General features: G+C 61.2%; 16 protein-coding genes. 12 read left to right on the plus strand and 4 right to left on the minus strand.

Going from position 1 to position 18,551, the window contains the following annotated elements; translation table 11 throughout:
* Nucleotides 1–19: 19 nt before the first annotated feature.
* Nucleotides 20–2,149 carry a beta-galactosidase gene (locus tag AF71_RS02915; protein ID WP_169679770.1) on the plus strand — a complete coding sequence of 710 codons (2,130 nt, stop codon included), beginning with the start codon at nucleotides 20–22 and terminating at the stop codon, nucleotides 2,147–2,149.
* Nucleotides 2,150–2,307: 158 nt separating this feature from the next.
* Here the strand turns inward: AF71_RS02915 and AF71_RS02920 are convergent, their stop codons facing one another.
* Together AF71_RS02920 and AF71_RS02925 are read right to left on the minus strand one after the other, a co-directional pair.
* A complete protein-coding gene (locus tag AF71_RS02920) occupies nucleotides 2,308–3,099 on the minus strand; it encodes an aldolase (RefSeq protein WP_169679771.1) in 792 nt (263 codons plus the stop codon).
* 28 nt (nucleotides 3,100–3,127) lie between these two features.
* Entirely contained in the window at nucleotides 3,128–3,832 is a 705-nt protein-coding gene (locus AF71_RS02925) for a haloacid dehalogenase type II (RefSeq protein WP_169679773.1), read from the minus strand.
* Between the two features lie 90 nt (nucleotides 3,833–3,922).
* Here AF71_RS02925 and AF71_RS02930 point away from each other — a divergent pair, with 90 nt between their 5' ends.
* The gene (locus tag AF71_RS02930) at nucleotides 3,923–4,822 is read left to right on the plus strand and encodes a LysR family transcriptional regulator (RefSeq protein WP_169679775.1); all 900 of its coding nucleotides are present in this window, start codon (nucleotides 3,923–3,925) and stop codon (nucleotides 4,820–4,822) included.
* A 180-nt stretch (nucleotides 4,823–5,002) separates the two neighbouring features.
* On the opposite strand, the gene AF71_RS02935 is transcribed toward AF71_RS02930, so the two are convergent.
* Together AF71_RS02935 and AF71_RS02940 are read right to left on the minus strand one after the other, a co-directional pair.
* Nucleotides 5,003–6,931, minus strand: a complete 1,929-nt coding sequence (locus AF71_RS02935) for an adenylate/guanylate cyclase domain-containing protein (protein WP_169679777.1) — start codon at nucleotides 6,929–6,931, stop codon at nucleotides 5,003–5,005.
* Between the two features lie 142 nt (nucleotides 6,932–7,073).
* Nucleotides 7,074–7,751 (minus strand): GntR family transcriptional regulator, encoded by a 678-nt coding sequence (locus AF71_RS02940; RefSeq protein ID WP_169679779.1) that lies wholly within the window; start codon nucleotides 7,749–7,751, stop codon nucleotides 7,074–7,076.
* A gap of 319 nt (nucleotides 7,752–8,070) precedes the next feature.
* Here AF71_RS02940 and AF71_RS02945 point away from each other — a divergent pair, with 319 nt between their 5' ends.
* From AF71_RS02945 to atzF, 10 genes are read left to right on the plus strand one after another with little or no spacing between them, the layout of a single operon-like run.
* Nucleotides 8,071–9,195 carry a BMP family ABC transporter substrate-binding protein gene (locus AF71_RS02945; RefSeq protein ID WP_169679782.1) on the plus strand — a complete coding sequence of 375 codons (1,125 nt, stop codon included), beginning with the start codon at nucleotides 8,071–8,073 and terminating at the stop codon, nucleotides 9,193–9,195.
* Between the two features lie 18 nt (nucleotides 9,196–9,213).
* Nucleotides 9,214–10,344: an ABC transporter permease gene (locus AF71_RS02950; protein ID WP_169679785.1), complete on the plus strand. Its 1,131-nt coding sequence runs from the start codon at nucleotides 9,214–9,216 to the stop codon at nucleotides 10,342–10,344.
* Nucleotides 10,344–11,270, plus strand: a complete 927-nt coding sequence (locus tag AF71_RS02955; protein ID WP_169680133.1) for an ABC transporter permease — start codon at nucleotides 10,344–10,346, stop codon at nucleotides 11,268–11,270. Before AF71_RS02950 ends, AF71_RS02955 begins: the two co-directional genes overlap by 1 nt.
* Before the next feature lie 10 nt (nucleotides 11,271–11,280).
* Nucleotides 11,281–12,297, plus strand: a complete 1,017-nt coding sequence (locus AF71_RS02960; protein ID WP_169679788.1) for a formamidase — start codon at nucleotides 11,281–11,283, stop codon at nucleotides 12,295–12,297.
* A gap of 9 nt (nucleotides 12,298–12,306) precedes the next feature.
* A complete protein-coding gene (locus AF71_RS02965; protein WP_169679790.1) occupies nucleotides 12,307–13,008 on the plus strand; it encodes an isochorismatase family cysteine hydrolase in 702 nt (233 codons plus the stop codon).
* Nucleotides 13,008–14,069, plus strand: a complete 1,062-nt coding sequence (locus AF71_RS02970; RefSeq protein WP_169679792.1) for a ring-opening amidohydrolase — start codon at nucleotides 13,008–13,010, stop codon at nucleotides 14,067–14,069. The genes AF71_RS02965 and AF71_RS02970 overlap by 1 nt, the downstream gene beginning before the upstream one ends.
* Complete coding sequence (locus tag AF71_RS02975) at nucleotides 14,066–15,616, plus strand: ABC transporter ATP-binding protein (RefSeq protein WP_169679794.1); 1,551 nt, start codon at nucleotides 14,066–14,068, stop codon at nucleotides 15,614–15,616. The genes AF71_RS02970 and AF71_RS02975 overlap by 4 nt, the downstream gene beginning before the upstream one ends.
* Complete coding sequence (locus tag AF71_RS02980; protein WP_169679796.1) at nucleotides 15,616–16,284, plus strand: isochorismatase family cysteine hydrolase; 669 nt, start codon at nucleotides 15,616–15,618, stop codon at nucleotides 16,282–16,284. Before AF71_RS02975 ends, AF71_RS02980 begins: the two co-directional genes overlap by 1 nt.
* The gene (locus AF71_RS02985; RefSeq protein ID WP_169679798.1) at nucleotides 16,277–16,630 is read left to right on the plus strand and encodes a cupin domain-containing protein; all 354 of its coding nucleotides are present in this window, start codon (nucleotides 16,277–16,279) and stop codon (nucleotides 16,628–16,630) included. Before AF71_RS02980 ends, AF71_RS02985 begins: the two co-directional genes overlap by 8 nt.
* A complete protein-coding gene (atzF, locus tag AF71_RS02990) occupies nucleotides 16,627–18,456 on the plus strand; it encodes an allophanate hydrolase (RefSeq protein ID WP_169679801.1) in 1,830 nt (609 codons plus the stop codon). Before AF71_RS02985 ends, atzF begins: the two co-directional genes overlap by 4 nt.
* Nucleotides 18,457–18,551 lie beyond the last annotated feature (95 nt).

Here is an 18,551-nt window from a genome sequence, read left to right on the forward strand (position 1 = left end):
GATTGAAAAGGACAGCACAATGCTCAGAAACGATATCCAGTTCCCTTATGGCGCCGTCTATTTCCGCAAGTCCAACCCGCCCCCCGAAGATTGGGAGCGCGACTACACGACGGCCCGTGAAGACGGCCTCAATATCTTCCGCCACTGGTTCATGTGGAGCGCGATCGAAACCGCACCCGGCATCTACGACTGGGAGGAATACGATCGCCAGATGGACCTTGCCGCAAGGAACGGCATCAAGACGGTCATTGCCGAACTGATCCATGCCGTGCCCGACTGGGCGGTGCGCAAATATGCCGATGCGCTTCAGGTCAATGCCGACGGCACGAAACTCGGATCCTACATGGGCGTCTCGGCGGCAACCGGCGGCTTTTCCAACAATGGCGGCGGCGCGGGCGCCTTGACGCTCAATTGCCAGGAGGTGAAGGAAGCGGCCGGCAAATTCCTGACGGCGCTTGCCTCCCGCTACAAGGATCATCCAGCGACCTACGGCTACGATGTCTGGAACGAGTGCAACTATTCCGCCGATGTCGATTACAGCTCCTACGCCAAGGCTGCCTTCCGCATCTGGCTGGAGAAGAAATATGGCAGCCTGAAAGTGCTGGCGAAGGCGTGGAATCGCTACAGCTATGCCGATTGGGCGGATATCGAGCCGCCGGTTCATATGGCGCCCTACCCCGAATGCATCGACTGGCTGCAGTTCAAGCGCGACAATTTCTACGACCAGATGCAGTGGCGCATCGACACCATCCGCGCCGTCGACCAAAAGAACGTCATCGCCGCCCACGGCATCTCCGGCTCGATCCCCAATATGGCGTCGAACGGCTGCGACGACTGGCTGGCCGCCTCCAAGGTCGAGGTCTACGGCTTCACCTGGATCCAGGCCCGCAAGGGCACTGAGCCCTGGAAGACCTGGTACGGTGTTGACATCAATCGGGCCGCGGCCCGCGGCAAGCCCTTCTGGCACGCCGAGCGTCAGGGCGGGCCGCTCTGGCTGCAGCCCCAGGTGATCGGTCGCGACAAGGAGGACGGCCGCGTTGCCGAGCCCGAGGATATCCGCATCTGGAGCATGACTTCGCTTGCCGGAGGCGCGCGCGGCGTGCTCAACCTGCGTTGGCGCCCGCTGCTCGACGGTCCGCTGTTCGGCGCCTTCGGCGCCTATGGCATGGATGGTTCGCGAACGTCCCGCTCGGACATGCAAAGCGCCATGGCAAAATGGGCGAACGACCCGGCGCGGGCCGCTCTCTGGGAAGCCAAGCCTATACGCGGCGAGATCGGCATCCTCGTCGTGCGCGAGACCCAGGAATGGGATTATCTGCTGAATTACGACCGCAAGGAAAAGCCCTATCCGGAGGCCATGTGGGGCGCCTATCGCGCCTTCCTCGACAGCGGACTCCAGCCGGACTGGGTACACATCGACGATATCGACGCCTATGATTTCCTCTATTTCCCCTACCCCATCATGTTCACCGCGAAACAGGCGGAGCAACTGAGAGCCTGGGTGGAAAAAGGCGGTACGCTGATCGCCGAGGCGTGTCCCGGTTATTTTGGCGATCGCGGTCGTGTGGGCACCTTGCAACCGAACCTTGGCCTCGACGCGGTCTTTGGTGTGCATGAGGAAACAGTCGAGTTCATGCCCGATATCGGGGACCGCATCCATTTCGACATGGACGGCCTTGCGGTTGACGGCGGCGGTCTCCTGCAATCCTACCGCCTGACCGATGGGACCGGCCGCGGCCATTTCACGGACGGCCGCCTTGCCATCGTCGAGAACAAATACGGCAAGGGCCGCACGCTGTTGATTGGTACCAATCCCTCGGTCGCCTATTACCGTACCGACGGAACGAAGAACGGCGCATTCTTCGCCGCCCTGCTGGCCTGGAGCGGCCGCGCGAAGCACGTGACACTTGATAACAGCAATCTTTTTGCCAGAGTACACGAGGGTGAGAAAGGCAGCTTCCTCTGGCTGGTCAATCCAACACGGACATCTCAGTCAACGAAAGTGAAGCTCGCCGAAGGCCTGGGCCAGCCCGACTTCGCCGGACCTGTCTGGCCGGTCGACCATATCCATGGTGGCGGCAATATCGAGGTGTCGGCTCGCGACGTGTTGATCCTCCCTCTCCGGCCGAAGTCCGTTTCGCAATGGTAGCCGGGTCATTGGCTACCGCAGGTCGGCCAGCAGTTCGAGGAAGTCGCACGGTGGGCCTGTTGTATATCGGCCCATGACGATCTTGCCCCCGCGTCTTTTCGCTGGTCAAAAGGACGCGCCGGTGCCCTATCGAACATCGGCGCGATCGCCGTCCTTCTCTACGACCTATAGTCTGGCGCCGTCACATCAAGTCTGCGCTTGAGGCTTTCCAGGTGCAAGCGGGCGCTTTCTGGGTCGCCTTCCCGCATCTGCTTTGCAGTGGCAGCGGCAATTTCCGGCTTTACCGGCAGCAAGGGTCGTCCTGTGCTCATGGCCTTCAACTGAGCCTCCGCCGCCCGCTCGAGATAATAGAGATCGTCCCAGGCCTCCGCGATGTTAGGCGCGCAGACCATGACGCCATGGTTTTTCATGAAGAGAATATCCTTGTCGGCAAGAACGGTTGCCAGACGATCGCCTTCCCGCTCATCGAGCGCAAGACCGTGATAGTCCGTGTCAACCGCGGTGCGTCCATAGAACTTCAACGCGGTCTGTCCGGCCCAGACAAGCGGTTCCCCCTCGATCATGCTGAGCGCCGTCGCGTTCGGCATATGGGTGTGAAATGCCGCGCCAATGCGCGGCGCCATCTTGTGCAGGCGGGCATGAATAAAGAAGGCCGTCGCCTCCGGTTCACCGTCGCCGGACAGCACATTGCCGTCGAAATCGCAAATCAGGAGACTGGAGGCCGTTGCCTCCTCGAAGGCCCAGCCGAGCCGGTTGACAAGAAAGAGGTCGGCATGTCCCGGCACAAGAGCGGAGAAATGATTGCATATCCCCTCTTCGAGGCCATGCCGTGCGGCTGCCCTCAGACAGGCGGCCAAATCCACGCGCGCCTGCCATACCTCCTGCGTGTCGAGGTTGGTGTTTCGCAGTATTGCCGGCGCCGACTGTCCGCGCTTGAGTTCATGGGCCATGACAAAATCTCCCTAAAAACAATTGGCCCTATTCCATCCAGCCTGCGGCGGAAAGCAAGTCGGGAAGCTCGTCAAGTCGGGCAATAATTGCGTCTGGCGCGTAGTCGTCAAGCGGCTTGCGGCCGGTTCCGCGGTCGACCCAGACCGTTTTGAAGCCAAGCTCCCTCGCCGCAGCGAGATCGAGATGAGGGCTCGCACAAACATGAACCAGTTGTTGCTTTTCGACACCAAGCTCTTGCCAGGCATATTGGAATATCTGTCTTGTCGGCTTGTAGGCTCCGGCCTGCTCCGCCGTGATCACCCGATCGACCCAACCGCCGAGTTGCGCGACATTTCCGGCTATGATCGCATCGTCCGTATTGGAGATAATGGCAAGTTTGAACCCCGCCGCCTTCAGTCTGGCCAATGTCTCAACCACCTCCGGAAAAGGCGGCATGCGGCTGATGGATGAGGTGAGAAGATCCGCGTCGCCGGGCGATACCTCGAGGGAGAATTCCTTCATCGCGAGCGCAAGTGCGGCCGCGCTTACATCCTGGAACGAACGGTGTGGGCGCTCCGCCTCGAGCCGATGCTCGTGCCGGTCGTACACGGCAATGAAGGCATCCCGGTCGATCGATTGCTTATTTCCCGCGAGAATCCTGTCCATTGCCGCAAGCAACCCTTCGTCCCACTGGATGAGGGTGCCGTAGCAATCGAAAGTCAGCCATTTCGGGTGCGGTCCTGAAAGTGTCATCTCGGTCTCCTGGTTGTTTCCAAGCAGGATTGACATCGGACGCGATCATTTGGAAATTAAATGTCACCATATTTATTATTGGAAACTCAAATGAGCTTCGGTTTCGACCTCGACCTTCTGCGCACTTTTGCCGCCGTCGTCGAGACAGGCGGGTTTACACGGGCGGCTGAGCGCGTTCACCTCACGCAATCAACGATCAGCCAGCAGGTCAAGAAGCTCGAGACCAATCTTGGACGCACGCTTCTCATCCGCGACCGCGCCTCGGGCCGTGTGCGAACGACGGAGGAGGGTGAACTGCTGATGAGCTACGCCCGGCGGATACTGTCGATCTTGGCGGAGGCAGACGAAGCTCTGGGCCGCTCGGTCCCGGTTCCGAAGACCGTGCGGCTCGGCGTTCCGGAAGACTTTGCCGGGCGGCGGATGATTGACCTGCTCTCCGGCTTTGCGCGGACCACTTCACATACGAGGCTCGATACGATCAGCGGCTGGAGCTTCGAGTTGCGAAGGCTTCTTCAAGCGGGAGAGCTCGATCTAGCCCTTATCAAGCGCGAGCCGGGCGATGGTAGCTGTATCGCCAAGTGGACGGAACCGCTAAGTTGGGTGGGTAGCCGAACCCTTTCCGGCGGGACCGATCCGATTCCGCTTGCGGTGTTCCCACCCGGGTGCATCTATCGCGAAAGGGCCATCCGGGCAATTGAGGAAAGCGGACGACGTTGGCGTATCGCCTATTCGAGCCAAGGCCTGATGGGAGTTCAGGCGGCCGTTGCATCCGGCCTCGGCATCAGCTTGCTTCCAGTCGATGCGATACTGCCCGAGCATCAGCCGTTGAACGGTGCTGACGGTTTTGCGGAGGAACCTGCGTCCGAACTTGCGCTAATCGCGGCCACAAGGAAGCTGGAACCGGCGGTCAAGGAGACGGCCGATTTTCTGATAGCGAACCTGACCGCGCTGAGGCGAAGCTCCAAAACGCCGATCGCCCGCGTGAACTGATTTCGGCCTGATTACTGTGAGCACACACAAGGCCGTTTCGCGCACTCGGACCGAAACATCGGGCTTCACCCGCCGGGATAGACGATACCGTATAAGACCTGGCGATACCGGCAAACACGGGATCGAACACCGGCCACCGGCAACGTCGCACTTTGCTGCGCAGGATCGAAGAGGTTTCAACTAGCAAACAAGCTCGAACACCTCGATCTGTTCGAAGCGGCCCTTGGCTTGCGCCAGTCCCAGAGACCGAAAACGGAACGCGTCTCCTGCCTTTGCGCTGATCGCCCCGCTTGCGAGGATAGAGGTGCCGAACTGCTTGTTCATGCCTTCCAGACGGGACGCCACGTTGACCGTATCGCCCATAGCCGTGTACTGGCGACGGGTCCGCGCACCAACACTGCCGACAACCGCCGGCCCGGTATGAAGACCGAACCGTGTGATGAATTCCGGGCGCCCCGAGGCTCGGTTAGCCATATTGAATTCGTCGATCGCCGCCTTTAGTGCCAGGGCGCAACGACAGCCGTTCTGCACGTGTTGAGGATCCGGCACCGGTGCGTTCCACATGCCGAAAATCGAGTCACCCAGATATTGGACGATAACTCCGTTGTGCTGCTCCACGATATCGTTCATCAACTGAAAATAGGACGAGAGCAGCGCAGTAACGCTTTCCGGGGAATACTGCTCAGAAATTGTCGTAAAATCCCGGATGTCGGTAAAAAGCAGGGTGACGTCCTGACGCGAGGCAACCGCGGTTTCGACTTTCCCGGCGCTGACGATCTTGCGTACAAGTTCCCGCGGCACATAGAGAGAAAAATTACGGATCGCGTCACGTGCTGCGGCAAGTGCGTTTGCGAGAATGTTGATCTCGGCGATCATGGAGCGGTAGGCTCCTTGTCCCTTGAAATCCAGATCCCCAATCTGCCTGGCTTCGGCAGCCAGAGAAAAGAGCGCATTGCTGATGAGCCGCGCGACCACGAGCGCTGCCACAATAGCCGCAACAAGAACGGCACCGGCAATCATCAGCGTCTTGATCAGCAAGCGGTTGCTTGGACCGACAAAATCGTCGACAGGTGCCGCAATGACGAGCGTGTTGCCCTTGAGCAGGCCGGAAAACTCGACCGGCGAGATCTGGGCCATGTATGGCACCCCCGCAACCGAAAAATGCGCCACGCCTCCCCTGGTGCCGGCTTCCGTCAGCAGCAGTTGCTTGACTGCGTCGAAAGCCGGATCCCCTGAATACGGTGCAGCAACTTCATCGCGCGACGTATTAGAGAGCGTTTCGAGGATTAGTGCCATGATCGTCGGGTCAGAGTGGACGATCAGGCGCCGGTGATCGTCGAAAACATAGCCACGTGCATGTGCCGATATTGCTTCCTCGTTCAGCAGGCTGCTGATGGTTTCCAGAAGCACGTCTGCGCCCGCCACGACGCGCCTGTCCTTTTCCATCGGCGTGGCGAGCGTCAGGCTCAGTGACTGCGTCGCGGCGGTGACATACGGGCCAACCGAGGCGGGCCCATCTTTTGCAACGGCAGCGCGATACCAGAGCCGTTGCCGAGGATCGTAAGTCACGTTCTTGCTGTCGCGCTCGGCGAGCAGGTTGCCGTTGACATCCAGGAACCGCCAGGCGGACGTCATCCCTTCAGCGGATTGCCCAATGGTGATCAGCGCAAATGCTGTGCCGGACGGTGCTGAAAGGACTTGGCTCCATTTCGGATTGGTGAGGACACTGGCTGCCTGAATAAAGGAACCGTCCGGATAGCCGGCATACAAGCTGTCCAGTTTCGGTGACCCCTGCAGCGCCTTCAGCAGGAAGTCGCGCTTTGCGTCGAGCTCCGCGGGCGGCGCCGATATCATTGGTGCCAGGGCGGAGCTTGTCTCAATGGCGGAATAGCCGCTGTCGAAGACGCTGCGATAGTGATCGAGCGCATGCAAGCTCAACAGCCGCATCTTCTCCTGCGCGGCATCGATCGCGGATGACCGCCCATGTTGGTATGTAAGCCACATCAGCGGCGTGCAGACGCTTACGAGCAGGAGTACGATCACGATGCTGAGGTGCAGGCGTAGCGGCTGGGACCAGGGCATCTCGGGATCGCTTCGCGAGGAAGACACTTTCACTTCCTCCACCTCAGGCCAACCTTTCTAAATCCTGTCGCGTCTTTGCCCTTGGCCATTTCTGAGGTCGCCGTATCCGTTTCACGGCCTTATCTTTCACCGATTTCGGGCCTGAGCAAGATGGATCGGCCACAGCTTCTCAGGCGTTCTTCGCTGTGGCGAATGTTATGCTCGCGTCACTCACATTGGCAACGTGCGAATAGGCTGCCTGACCGGCTGCCGCCACATCTCCACGCATGATCGCCGTCACGATGACATCGTGCTCGTCATAGGATTTGGCCAGGCGGCCGGGCAGGCGGAACTGCGCCCGGCGGAACGGCGCCAGTCGTGCGCGGGTTTGCGTCGCCAATTCGAAGATGTGCTCGTTATGGGCCCCACGATAAAGGCGAGTGTGAAACTCCGTGTTGTGCGCAGCATAGCCTTCTTCGGCTCCAGCGTGCACCAGTTTTGCCGAGGCCCGATGCTCGAGTTCGAGGGAACGCCGCTCATCGACCGTCATGCGTTCGGCCGAGAGCCGTGCGCAGATGGCCTCCAATTCCGACATCGCCTCGAACATCGAATGCAGATAAGTCTCCGTCACGTTCGCGACGACGGCACTGCGGTTGGGCTCACGATCGACCAGCCCCATGGCGCCAAGTTCGCGCAGCGCCTCCCGGACCGGCGTGCGGGAGACATCGAAGCGGGCGGCCAGCGAGATCTCATCCATCCTCTCGCCGGGAACGAAAAGGCCGGTCACAATCATATCCGCGATGGCGCGAACCATCTGCTCGACGGTCGTGCCCGCCCTGATTACCTGCCTGCGCTTGATCTCTGTCACGATCCTGATTCTTGCTGCGTCAACTGCATACAGATGCGGCCAGTTGGCCGACAAGTCAATTATCTTCTTGTTTCCAGAGGCATTGCGTTGCCCCAGCGAGCTTTTGTGAAGGGCCCGACGACAAGGCTGATGATTGAATAGTAATCAAAGACTAAATTTTGGTCATTCTGGCGGTAAAACTGCATACAGTTTGGAAAAGCAAAACAGTGCGGCTAATATTGGTGCGATAATTCAATTACTTAGAATATGGCACGGTCATTGCATACACTTTTCTGCAACGTTTTTTTTCGAACCGGCCCTGGCCGCAAGGAGCATTCCGATGACCAAACTCCTTTCCATGAACCGCCGCCACTTCCTGCAGGTTTCCGCCGCCGGAGCACTCGCCTTGACGCCGGGCCTGCTGTCGGGCCGCGCTCTCGCCCAGACCGCACTCACCGTTGGCTTCATCTATGTCGGCCCCAAGGACGACTACGGCTACAACCAGGCCCATGCCGAAGGGGCGGCGGCGCTGAAGGCCCTGCCGGGCGTCACGATCGTAGAAGAAGAGAATGTCCCCGAAACCGTCGATGTCCAGAAGACGATGGAGTCGATGATCAACCTCGATGGCGCGACACTGATTTTCCCGACGTCGTTCGGCTACTTCGACCCGCATATGCTGGCGATGGCGGCAAAGTATCCGGATGTGCAGTTCCGCCATTGCGGCGGCCTCTGGCAGGAGGGCAAGAACCCTGCAAACACGGGTTCGTATTTCGGCTATATCTTCCAGGGCCAATACCTGAACGGGGTCGCGGCTGGCTACACGTCGAAAAGCAAGAAGCTCGGCTTTGTCGCGGCCAAGCCCATTCCGCAGGTGCTGCAGAACATCAACGCCTTCCTGCTCGGGGCACGCTCGGTCGATCCCTCGATCACTTGCCAGGTCATCTTCACGGGCGAATGGTCGCTTGCCGTCAAGGAAGCCGAAGCGACCAACGCGCTGATCGACCAGGGCGCGGATGTTATCACCTGCCATGTCGACAGCCCGAAGGTTGTTGTCGAGACGGCAGCCGGTCGCGGCGCCTTCGTCTGTGGCTACCACGCAAACCAGAGCCCGCTCGCTCCTGAAAAATATCTGACCGGCGCCGAATGGGCGTGGGGCAACGTCTACACCGATTTTGTCAAGAAGGCCCAGGCCGGCGAGAAGCTCGGCAATTTCGTGCGCGGTGGCCTCAAGGATGGCTTCGTCAAGATGAGCCCGCTCGGACCTGCCGTGCCAGCCGAAGGACGGACGAAGTTCGACGCAACGCTCGCCGAGATGATGACCGGCAAGTTCTCCGTCTTCAAGGGGCCGATCAAGGACAACAAGGGCAACGTCGTCGTCACCCCCGACAAGAGCTATGCCGAAGATGCCATCGAGCTCGAGAGCATGGCGTATCTCGTGGAAGGCGTCGTCGGATCCACGGCCTGATCCGGAGGGAGAAGCGTCATGACAGTCGAGGCGAATACCTCCGCAATAGCCATCGCTTCCCAACGATCGTCCGCAGTAAGACCCATCCTTGAGTGGGTCGCACGGCGCGCGGAACCTGTCGCCATCAGTTGCGGCGCGATCCTGATCGGGCTGGCGCTCTTCTCCATCTTCATTCTCGTGATCGGCAAATCGCCGGTCACCTTATTCCAATTGATGTACACAGGCGGCTTCGGCAGCTGGTTCTCGATCCAGAACAGCCTCAGCCGGGCCGCCCCCCTTCTCCTGACGGCGCTTTGCGTCGCCTTGCCGGCGCGACTCGGGCTCGTCATCATCGGCGGCGAGGGCGCGGTCGTATTGGGTGGCGTTGCTGCGGCGGCGGCCGCATTGCCGTTCGTCGGAACGCTGCCCGCCTTCCTCGTTCTGCTGCTGATGGCGGCGGCGGCGATGCTCGTCGGCGGCATCTGGATCGGTCTTGCAGGCTTCCTGCGGCACTATCGCGGGGTCAACGAGACCATTTCTTCGCTGCTGCTCGCCTATATCGCCATCGCCCTCATGAACCAGTTCGTCGAAGGACCGCTGCGCGATCCGGCGAGCCTTAACAAACCCTCCACCACCCCCCTGCCCGCCGAATACATGCTCGGCAAGATACCCGGAATGGATGTGCACTGGGGGCTCGCAATCGGCGTCGTCGCCTGCATCATCTCGTGGGTGCTGATCGAGGTCACGAGCTATGGCTTCGCGGCGCGCATCGCCGGCGGCAATGTTCGCGCCGCGCAGATACAGGGGTTGCCGGTCGGCCGCCTGATCGTCGGCTTCACGGCGATCGCCGGCAGCTTCGCCGGTCTTGCCGGCATGATCGAGGTCGCCGCCGTCCAAGGCAGCGCCAATGCCTCGCTGGCGGCAGGCTACGGCTATACCGGCATCCTCGTCGCCTTCCTGGCGCGGCACAATCCACTGGCGATCATTCCGGTCGCCTTCCTGCTTGGCGGCATCGATGCGTCGGGCGGCCTCATCCAGCGCCGGATGGCCTTGCCTGACGCAACGGTCCTGGTGCTGCAAGGCACGCTCTTCGTCGTCATCCTCTTTTGCGAGACCTTCTACGGTCGCTTCAAGATCTTCAATCCCGACCTCTGGAAAAGGAGCCCATGATGGAAGCGAGCGGCATCGGCATCTGGGGTGTACCCCTCGCCATCTTTGCGGGCGCGATCCGCGTCTCGACACCCTTCATCTTCGTCAGCCTCGGCGAGACCATCACCGAACGCTCTGGCCGCATCAACCTTGGCCTCGAAGGTACGCTGGTCTTCGGGGCCATGACGGCCTACGCGGTCGCCGTGCTTACCGGCTCGCCCTGGCTCGGCGTGCTGGCGGCCATGGGCTCCGGCACCGTCTTCGGCCTCGTGCACGGATGGATCTGCAAGTGGCCGAAGGTGAACGACATCGCGATCGGCATCGCCATGATGCAATTCGGGCTGGGACTGGCCTTCTTTCTCGGCAAGCCCTTCATTCAGCCGGCAGCACCGCATCTGCCGTCGATCCCGCTCGGTGCGTGGTCCAACCTTCCGCAGGTTCAGGCGGCACTGAACATCAATGTGCTCTTCATCGTGGGCGGCGCGCTGGCACTCTTCCTGTGGTGGGGGTTCAAGAACACCCGTGTCGGTCTCGTATTGCGCGTTGTCGGCGACAGCACCGATGCGGCGCGGGCGATGGGGATCGATCCGGATCGTGTCCGGCTGCTTGCCACCGGCGTCGGCGGGTCGCTCGCCGCCTTGGGCGGGGCCTATCTCTCGCTCTACTATCCCGGCTCCTGGAACGAAGGCATTTCTTCCGGACAGGGCCTGATGGCGGTGGCGCTGGTGATCTTCGCGCGCTGGAACCCGATCGGCTGCTTCCTGGCCGCCCTTCTCTTCGGCGGCGCCGGCGCACTGGGTCCTGCCTTGCAGTCGGTCGGCGTCACGCAGGGCTACTACCTGTTCTATGCGGCTCCCTACGTGCTGACGCTCGTCATCCTCATTGCCACGTCCTCACCAACACGTTCGCTCGCCGGTGCCCCCGGCGCATTGTCGCTCACGAAATAGGGGATCTGCCATGAATGGTCTCGGCGGCCTTAACAAATCCGAACATGGCGTCGGCATTGGCCTCGTTCAGCTTCAGCTACCCGTTACGGTCACCACGGAGGACCTTGCAAGGCAGACAGAGGTTATCGTCGACCTCGTCGGCAAGGCCCGTCGCAACCAGGCAGGCATGGATCTCGTCGTCTTCCCCGAGTATGCGCTGCATGGCCTGTCGATGGACATCAATCCCGAGATCATGTGTTCGCTCGACGGGCCGGAGGTTGCTGCCTTCAAGAGAGCCTGCCGCGAAAACCGCATCTGGGGCTGTTTCTCGATCATGGAATTCAATCCGGATGGGATGCCGTACAATTCGGGCATCGTCATCGACGACAGTGGCGAACTGAAACTCCATTATCGCAAGATGCATCCATGGGTGCCGGTCGAGCCCTGGGAGCCCGGCAACTTCGGCATTCCGGTGATCGAGGGACCGAAAGGCGCGAAGCTCGCACTGATCATCTGCCATGACGGGATGTTTCCGGAGATGGCCCGGGAGTGCGCCTACAAGGGCGCGGAGATCATGATCCGGACAGCGGGCTATACCGCTCCGATCCGCGACAGCTGGAAGTTCACCAACCAGTCAAACGCCTTCTGCAATCTGATGGTGACCGCCAGCGTCTGCATGTGCGGTTCGGACGGCACGTTCGACTCCATGGGCGAAGGCATGATCTGCAATTTCGACGGCACGATCATCGCCCACGGCACGTCCGGTCGCCCGAACGAGATCATCACCGCCGAGGTCCGCCCTGACCTGGTGCGTGAGGCGCGGCGCAGCTGGGGCGTCGAAAACAATATCTACCAGTTCGGCCATCGCGGTTATGTCGCCGTCGCCGGTGGCGCGGGGGACGCGCCTTACAGCTACATGCACGATCTCATCGCGGGCCGGTACCGGTTGCCCTGGGAAGATGAGGTCAAGGTCGTCGACGGCACGTCCTGCGGCTTCGACAAGCCGGCGCGGCGCTATGGCGAAACTTTCAAACTTGCGGGCGAATAGGAGAAGACGATGGATGCGATGGTCGAAAACAAGGGACGCTACATCAATGCCGATCCCTATGCCTGGCCCTACAACGGCGCGCTGAGGCCGGACAACACGGCGCTCGTCATCATTGACATGCAGACGGATTTCTGCGGTCCAGGCGGCTACGTCGATCATATGGGTTATGATCTTTCGCTCGTGCGGGCACCGATCGAGCCGATCAAGAGGGTCCTTTCGGCCATGCGCGCCAAGGGCTATCACATCATTCACACCCGGGAGGGTCATCGGCCCGATCTCGCCGACCTGCCGGCGAACAAGCGCTGGCGCTCGCAGCGTATTAACGCTGGCATCGGCGACGCCGGCCCTTGCGGCCGCATCCTCGTTCGCGGGGAGCCGGGCTGGGATATTATAGACGAGCTGAAACCGATCGAGGGCGAGACGATCATCGATAAGCCCGGCAAAGGCTCTTTCTGTGCCACGGATCTGGAGTTGATCCTCAACCAGAAGCGGATCGAGAACATCATCCTGACAGGCATCACCACCGATGTCTGCGTTCACACGACGATGCGCGAGGCCAACGATCGCGGCTTTGAGTGCCTGCTGCTCGAGGATTGCTGCGGCGCCACCGACTATGACAACCACCTCGCGGCCATCAAGATGGTGAAGATGCAGGGCGGCGTATTCGGATCTGTGTCCAACGCGGCTACCCTGATCGAGGCCCTTCCCTGATGCCCTCCTTGCGTGCTCATGTCTTTCGCGTCCCGGCAGGCAGTCCGGACGATGTCTCCGGTGTCGAAGCCCTGTTTGCCGGCCGAATTGACGCATCCGACGTGGTCGCCGTGCTTGGCAAGACCGAGGGCAACGGCTGCGTCAACGACTTCACCCGCGGCTACGCCACACGCAGCTTCGAGCGGCTGTTCGATGAACAGAATGTAGAAGGCGTCTCAATCGTCATGTCCGGCGGCACGGAAGGCGCGCTCTCGCCTCACTGGACCATCTTCACGCGCAAACAGGTCGAGGAGCCCGGAGAAGGGGCTCTGGCAATCGGCGTGGCGCGCACCCCTGCCCTGCCGCCTGAACAACTCGGTCGCTGCGAACAGGTCCGCATGGTGGCGGCGGCGGTTAAAGCCGCCATCCGGGATGCCGGGATCGAGGACACCGCCGATGTCCACTTCGTACAGATCAAATGCCCGCTGCTGACCTCTCAGCGGATTGCCGATGCGGAATCAGCCGGCAAGACGACGGCGACGCGCGATACGCTGAAATCAATGGCGCTGTCACGCGGCGCGTCGGCACTTGGCGTTGCCGTTGCACTTGGCGAGGTGGATATCGACGCCATCGACGACAGTGACATCTGTAGCCGCTTCGATCTCTATTCCCTATGCGCCTCGGCTTCTTCAGGCGTCGAGCTCTTGGATCATGAGGTCATCGTACTCGGCATGAGCGCAAAATGGTCCGGGCCTCTCACCATCGACCATGCCGTCATGCGGGACGCGATAGACACTGGATCCGTCCGCGCTGCCTGGGATCGTCTGCCGGCGGAAGGAAGGCTCGCGGCCGTGCTGGCCAAGGCCGAGCCGGACCCGTCCGGTCACGTTGGTGGCAAGCGCCATACCATGCTGAACGATTCCGATATCGCCGGCACACGCCATGCCCGCGCGTTTGTGGGCGGCGCGCTCGCCGGCGTCTTCGGCATGACCGACTTATACGTATCGGGCGGTGCCGAACATCAGGGACCGCCAGGTGGCGGGCCGGTCGCAATTATCGTCGAAAAAGGAGACCTGAAGTGAGCATCGTACGCGACACGCCTCTTCCCCAGGCTGGCAAGGCCGTCGGCATCCAGACGCTCGACATGACGATGCGGTTTGCCAGTTTCACGGCGCTCGACCACGTATCGATCGATATCCCAGCCGGAACCTTCCATGCGCTCCTCGGCGAGAACGGCGCCGGCAAGTCAACGCTCGTCAAGTGCATCATGGGCTTCTACCATCAAACCTCGGGTTCGCTCTCCGTCGATGGGCGCGAAGTGGCGATCGCCTCCCCCAGGGATGCGGCAACCTATGGGCTCGGCATGGTCTACCAGCATTTCACGCTGGTGCCGTCGCTGACGGGCGCGGAAAACCTCGTCATCAGCCGGGCTGCCGTGCCCGCGGTGATCAACTGGGCCAAGGAGCGTAGGGATCTTGCAGCCTTCATGGAGCACATGCCGTTCAAGATTCCGCTCGATCGCCCCGTCAGCGGGCTGGCCGCTGGCGAAAAGCAGAAGCTCGAAATCGTCAAGCAGCTCTATCTCGGCCGCAGTTTTCTGGTGCTCGACGAACCGACATCCGTGCTGACGCCAGCCGAGGCGGACGAAATGCTCGGACTGGTGCGCGGCATGACGGATCGCGGCGAGCTGACCGTGCTGATGATCTCACACAAGTTCCATGAGGTTACGAAGTTCGCCGACGCAGTTTCGATCCTGCGGCGCGGCAAGCTGGTCGGCGGCGGAGGGGTCGACCAGCTGTCGACCGAAGAGATGGCATCGATGATGATTGGCGACGTCAAGCTCGCCCAGCTCGATACACGCGTGCCAGTGTCTGAGATGGCAAAGCCTGTTCTCAAGGTGGAAAAGGTCAAGGCACCGGATCGCTCGGGGTTGAAAACCATTGAAATCGACACCCTGACGGTTCGCTCCGGCGAAATCGTCGGCATTGCCGGCATATCGGGCAACGGCCAGAAGGAGCTGACGGAGATCCTGGCCGGCCAGCGGCCGACCGAGGCGGGCAGCGTGCTTGTCAACGGCGACGCCTACGGCGCGACCCGGCCGGAGACGCGCCGGAACAATGTGCGCTTCATTCCCGAGGAGCCCCTGCACAATGCCTGCGCGCCCCGCATGACGGTCAGCGAGAATCTTGCCTTCCGTACATTCGATCTGAAAAACGACGGAAAAGATACGATCTGGCTCAACAAGGGCAGGATGAAGAAACGCGCGACGGATCTGATCACCGATTACAAGGTCAGGACCGCCTCCTCCGCGTCGCCGATCGCAGCCCTTTCCGGCGGCAATGTGCAACGCGCGGTGCTGGCGCGTGAACTGACTGGCGAAGTCGATCTCCTGATCGTCGCCAATCCTTGCTTCGGCCTCGATTTCTCAGCTGTCGCGGAAATCCGCGCCCGCATCATGAGGGCGCGCAACTCCGGTGCGGCCGTGCTGCTGCTGTCGGAGGATCTCGACGAACTGTTGGAGATGTCCGACCGGATCATGGTCATCTCGGACGGCAAGCTGGTCTACGAAACCCCGGCGCGCGCGGCCGATATCTCGGTCATCGGCGCGCATATGGCAGGACATCACTGATGCCAGACATCAAGGCACAGCCTTTTGCCTTTCCGGCCAGGCCCGACCAACTGGCGCTCATCGTCATCGACATGCAGCGTGACTTTGCCGAGCCAGGCGGTTTCGGCGCAAGCCTCGGCAACGATGTCAGCCGCATCACCAGGATCATTCCCGACGTCAAACGGTTGATTGAGGGATTTCGCGAGGCCGGCCTGCCTGTCATTCACACCATGGAGTGCCACAAGCCGGATCTTTCCGATCTGCCCCCCGCCAAGCGCAACCGCGGCGCTCCAACCCTTCGGATCGGCGATGACGGGCCGATGGGACGGATCTTGATTGCCGGAGAGGCCGGTACTGCGATCCTGGCGGAGCTCGCCCCCGTCGACGGCGAAATCGTGATCGAGAAGCCGGGCAAAGGCGCATTCTACGCGACCGAACTCGGCGAGATCTTGAAAGCGAGGGGCATCAGCCAGCTTGTCTTTGCCGGCGTCACAACCGAGGTCTGCGTTCAGACGACCATGCGCGAAGCCAATGATCGCGGATACGAATGCCTTCTCGCCGAAGAAGCAACCGAGAGCTATTTTCCCGAGTTCAAGGATGCCGCCATCGCCATGATCCGCGCCCAGGGCGGGATCGTTGGATGGACTTCACATGTGGACGACATATTGGAGGCGATTGGTCATGCCTGAGACGACACGCGAGCTTCTGACGCTAGGTGGCTGGAAAGAGCTAACTTTCTCTCCATTTCGTGAGGACGTTACGATCCACTGGATCCGCCCTTTCGAAAACGATCAGCCAGGGGTCGCCCTTTTGAAATACGAGGCCGGAGCCTCCGTACCGCGGCATCGACACGAGGGGCTCGAAACCATCCTGGTCCTGGAAGGCACACAATCCGATGAGGCCGGCGACTATGGGCGCGGCAGCTATGTCGTGAATGCGGCTGGAACCGAGCATTCCGTCTGGAGTGACGCCGGCTGCGTGGTGCTGATCCAATGGGATCGGCCCGTAAGGATACTGGAAGAGGAAATAGCATGACCGGCGCACCGGCTTTCGACATCGCATCGCTGCACGCATTCTACGCTTTGGGTGGAAGCCCCGACACGATCATTGGCCGGGCGTTTGCGCGCCTGGCCGAAGTCAACGATCCTGGTATCTTTCTTCATCTCTCAGATCGCGAGGCGCTGCTTGCCGAAGTGGAAGCGCTGGGTCCGTTTGATGCCGAGGCCAAGCCGCTCTGGGGCATCCCCTTTGCCGTGAAGGACAACATCGATGTCGCCGGCATGCCGACAACGGCTGCCTGCCCTGACTATTCCTATGTAGCGGCTGTTGATGCGACCGTCGTTCGCTTGCTCAAGCAGGCCGGGGCCCTCGTCATCGGCAAGACAAACCTCGACCAGTTCGCAACAGGCCTCGTGGGCGTCCGCTCGCCCTACCCGATCCCTCGCAACGCCATCGACGCCAACCTCGTTCCCGGCGGCTCCAGCTCCGGCTCGGCCGTCGCCACCGCCCAAGGGATCGTCAGTTTCGCGCTCGGAACGGATACGGCCGGCTCCGGCCGTATCCCCGCAGGACTTAACAACATCGTCGGCCTCAAGCCGAGCGTCGGCGCCCTTTCGACGGCGGGGGTCATACCGGCCTGCCGCACGCTCGACTGTGTTTCGATATTTGCCCTTACCGTCGATGATGCATGGCGTGTCTTCGACACCACCGCGCGCTACGACGCGGCGGATGCTTACTCGAAGGACATACCCGCATCCGGCTATGGCTCGCTTCCGCCGGTCCTTTGCATCGGGGTTCCTGCAAAGGCAGACCGCCAGTTCTTTGGCGACGCCCGCATGGAGGCATCATATGAGAACGCGCTCGCGATGCTGACGATGCTCGGCCATCGCGTGGTCGAAGTGCCATTCGGCGATTTCTACAAGGTTGCCAATCTGCTCTACGAGGGTGCCTGGGTGGCGGAACGCTATGCCGCGGTGAAGCCCTTCTTCGATGCCAACGAGGCAAGTTTCCATCCGGTCACACGCAAGATCTATGGTGGCGCGAAGGCGCTGAGCGCGGCCGATGCCTTCAATGGTCTATACGCCCTTCAGGCTCTGAAGCAGACAGTGCAGCCGCTCATCGATTCTGTCGACGTCTTCTGTGTGCCGACGGCCCCGAGCCACTACACGCTGGCCGACCTCGCCGCCGAACCGATCCGCGAGAACTCCCGGCTTGGGACCTATACCAATTTCGTCAATCTGCTCGATATGTGCGGGATCGCCGTGCCGACTGGCAAGCGTGCCGACGGCCTCCCGGCAAGCGTGACCCTGCTGGCGCCGTCCGGCCGGGATGGCCTGGCGGCCTCCCTTGCCCGAGAGATCCACCAAGCAGCCGGTGTCAGTCTGGGAGCGACAGGCTGGTCTCTGACACCGGCTTTTCCGAAACCGGCGAGAATTGATGAGGATGGGATGATCGATCTCGTTGTCGTCGGTGCGCATCTCTCCGGCATGCAACTAAACGTCCAACTGCGCGACCTCGACGCCGTGTTCTCTCGGCAGGCGCAGACATCGGATTCCTACAGGCTCTATGCCCTTGCCGGCCAGGTGCCCGCCAAGCCGGGGATGATCCGTGTCGAGGCCGGCAGAGGCGGCCGCATCGACGTGGAAGTCTGGCGCCTGACGCCTGCTGCCTTCGGGCAATTCGTGGCGGCAATACCCTCGCCTCTCGGAATCGGCTCAATCAGTCTGTCAGACGGAACTGTGGCTAAAGGCTTCCTTGTTGAGCCCGCAGGGATAACAGGGGCCACCGACATCACCAACTATGGCGGCTGGCGCAACTATGTGGCGGCGGACACTGACCGGAGAGCGCGAAGCGCAGGCTGATCAATCCCGGCAATTGTGGATCGCAGAGCCGGGCAGTTCTCACCATCTGTTACGGCAGCGCCAGCTGCCAAGATAACCGGCTGCGTTGCCACGAC

It is taken from the genome of Rhizobium sp. 57MFTsu3.2, assembly GCF_012932765.1.
Taxonomy (GTDB): domain Bacteria; phylum Pseudomonadota; class Alphaproteobacteria; order Rhizobiales; family Rhizobiaceae; genus Rhizobium; species Rhizobium altiplani.

Coding starts and splice junctions, on each gene's coding strand:
- AF71_RS02965 (WP_169679790.1), top strand. CDS start 12,307: ATGGATGCGATGGTCGAAAACAAGGGACGCTACATCAATGCCGATCCC.
- atzF (WP_169679801.1), top strand. CDS start 16,627: ATGACCGGCGCACCGGCTTTCGACATCGCATCGCTGCACGCATTCTAC.
- AF71_RS02925 (WP_169679773.1), bottom strand. CDS start 3,832: ATGACACTTTCAGGACCGCACCCGAAATGGCTGACTTTCGATTGCTAC.
- AF71_RS02950 (WP_169679785.1), top strand. CDS start 9,214: ATGACAGTCGAGGCGAATACCTCCGCAATAGCCATCGCTTCCCAACGA.
- AF71_RS02980 (WP_169679796.1), top strand. CDS start 15,616: ATGCCAGACATCAAGGCACAGCCTTTTGCCTTTCCGGCCAGGCCCGAC.
- AF71_RS02915 (WP_169679770.1), top strand. CDS start 20: ATGCTCAGAAACGATATCCAGTTCCCTTATGGCGCCGTCTATTTCCGC.
- AF71_RS02985 (WP_169679798.1), top strand. CDS start 16,277: ATGCCTGAGACGACACGCGAGCTTCTGACGCTAGGTGGCTGGAAAGAG.
- AF71_RS02920 (WP_169679771.1), bottom strand. CDS start 3,099: ATGGCCCATGAACTCAAGCGCGGACAGTCGGCGCCGGCAATACTGCGA.
- AF71_RS02955 (WP_169680133.1), top strand. CDS start 10,344: ATGGAAGCGAGCGGCATCGGCATCTGGGGTGTACCCCTCGCCATCTTT.
- AF71_RS02930 (WP_169679775.1), top strand. CDS start 3,923: ATGAGCTTCGGTTTCGACCTCGACCTTCTGCGCACTTTTGCCGCCGTC.
- AF71_RS02945 (WP_169679782.1), top strand. CDS start 8,071: ATGACCAAACTCCTTTCCATGAACCGCCGCCACTTCCTGCAGGTTTCC.
- AF71_RS02970 (WP_169679792.1), top strand. CDS start 13,008: ATGCCCTCCTTGCGTGCTCATGTCTTTCGCGTCCCGGCAGGCAGTCCG.
- AF71_RS02960 (WP_169679788.1), top strand. CDS start 11,281: ATGAATGGTCTCGGCGGCCTTAACAAATCCGAACATGGCGTCGGCATT.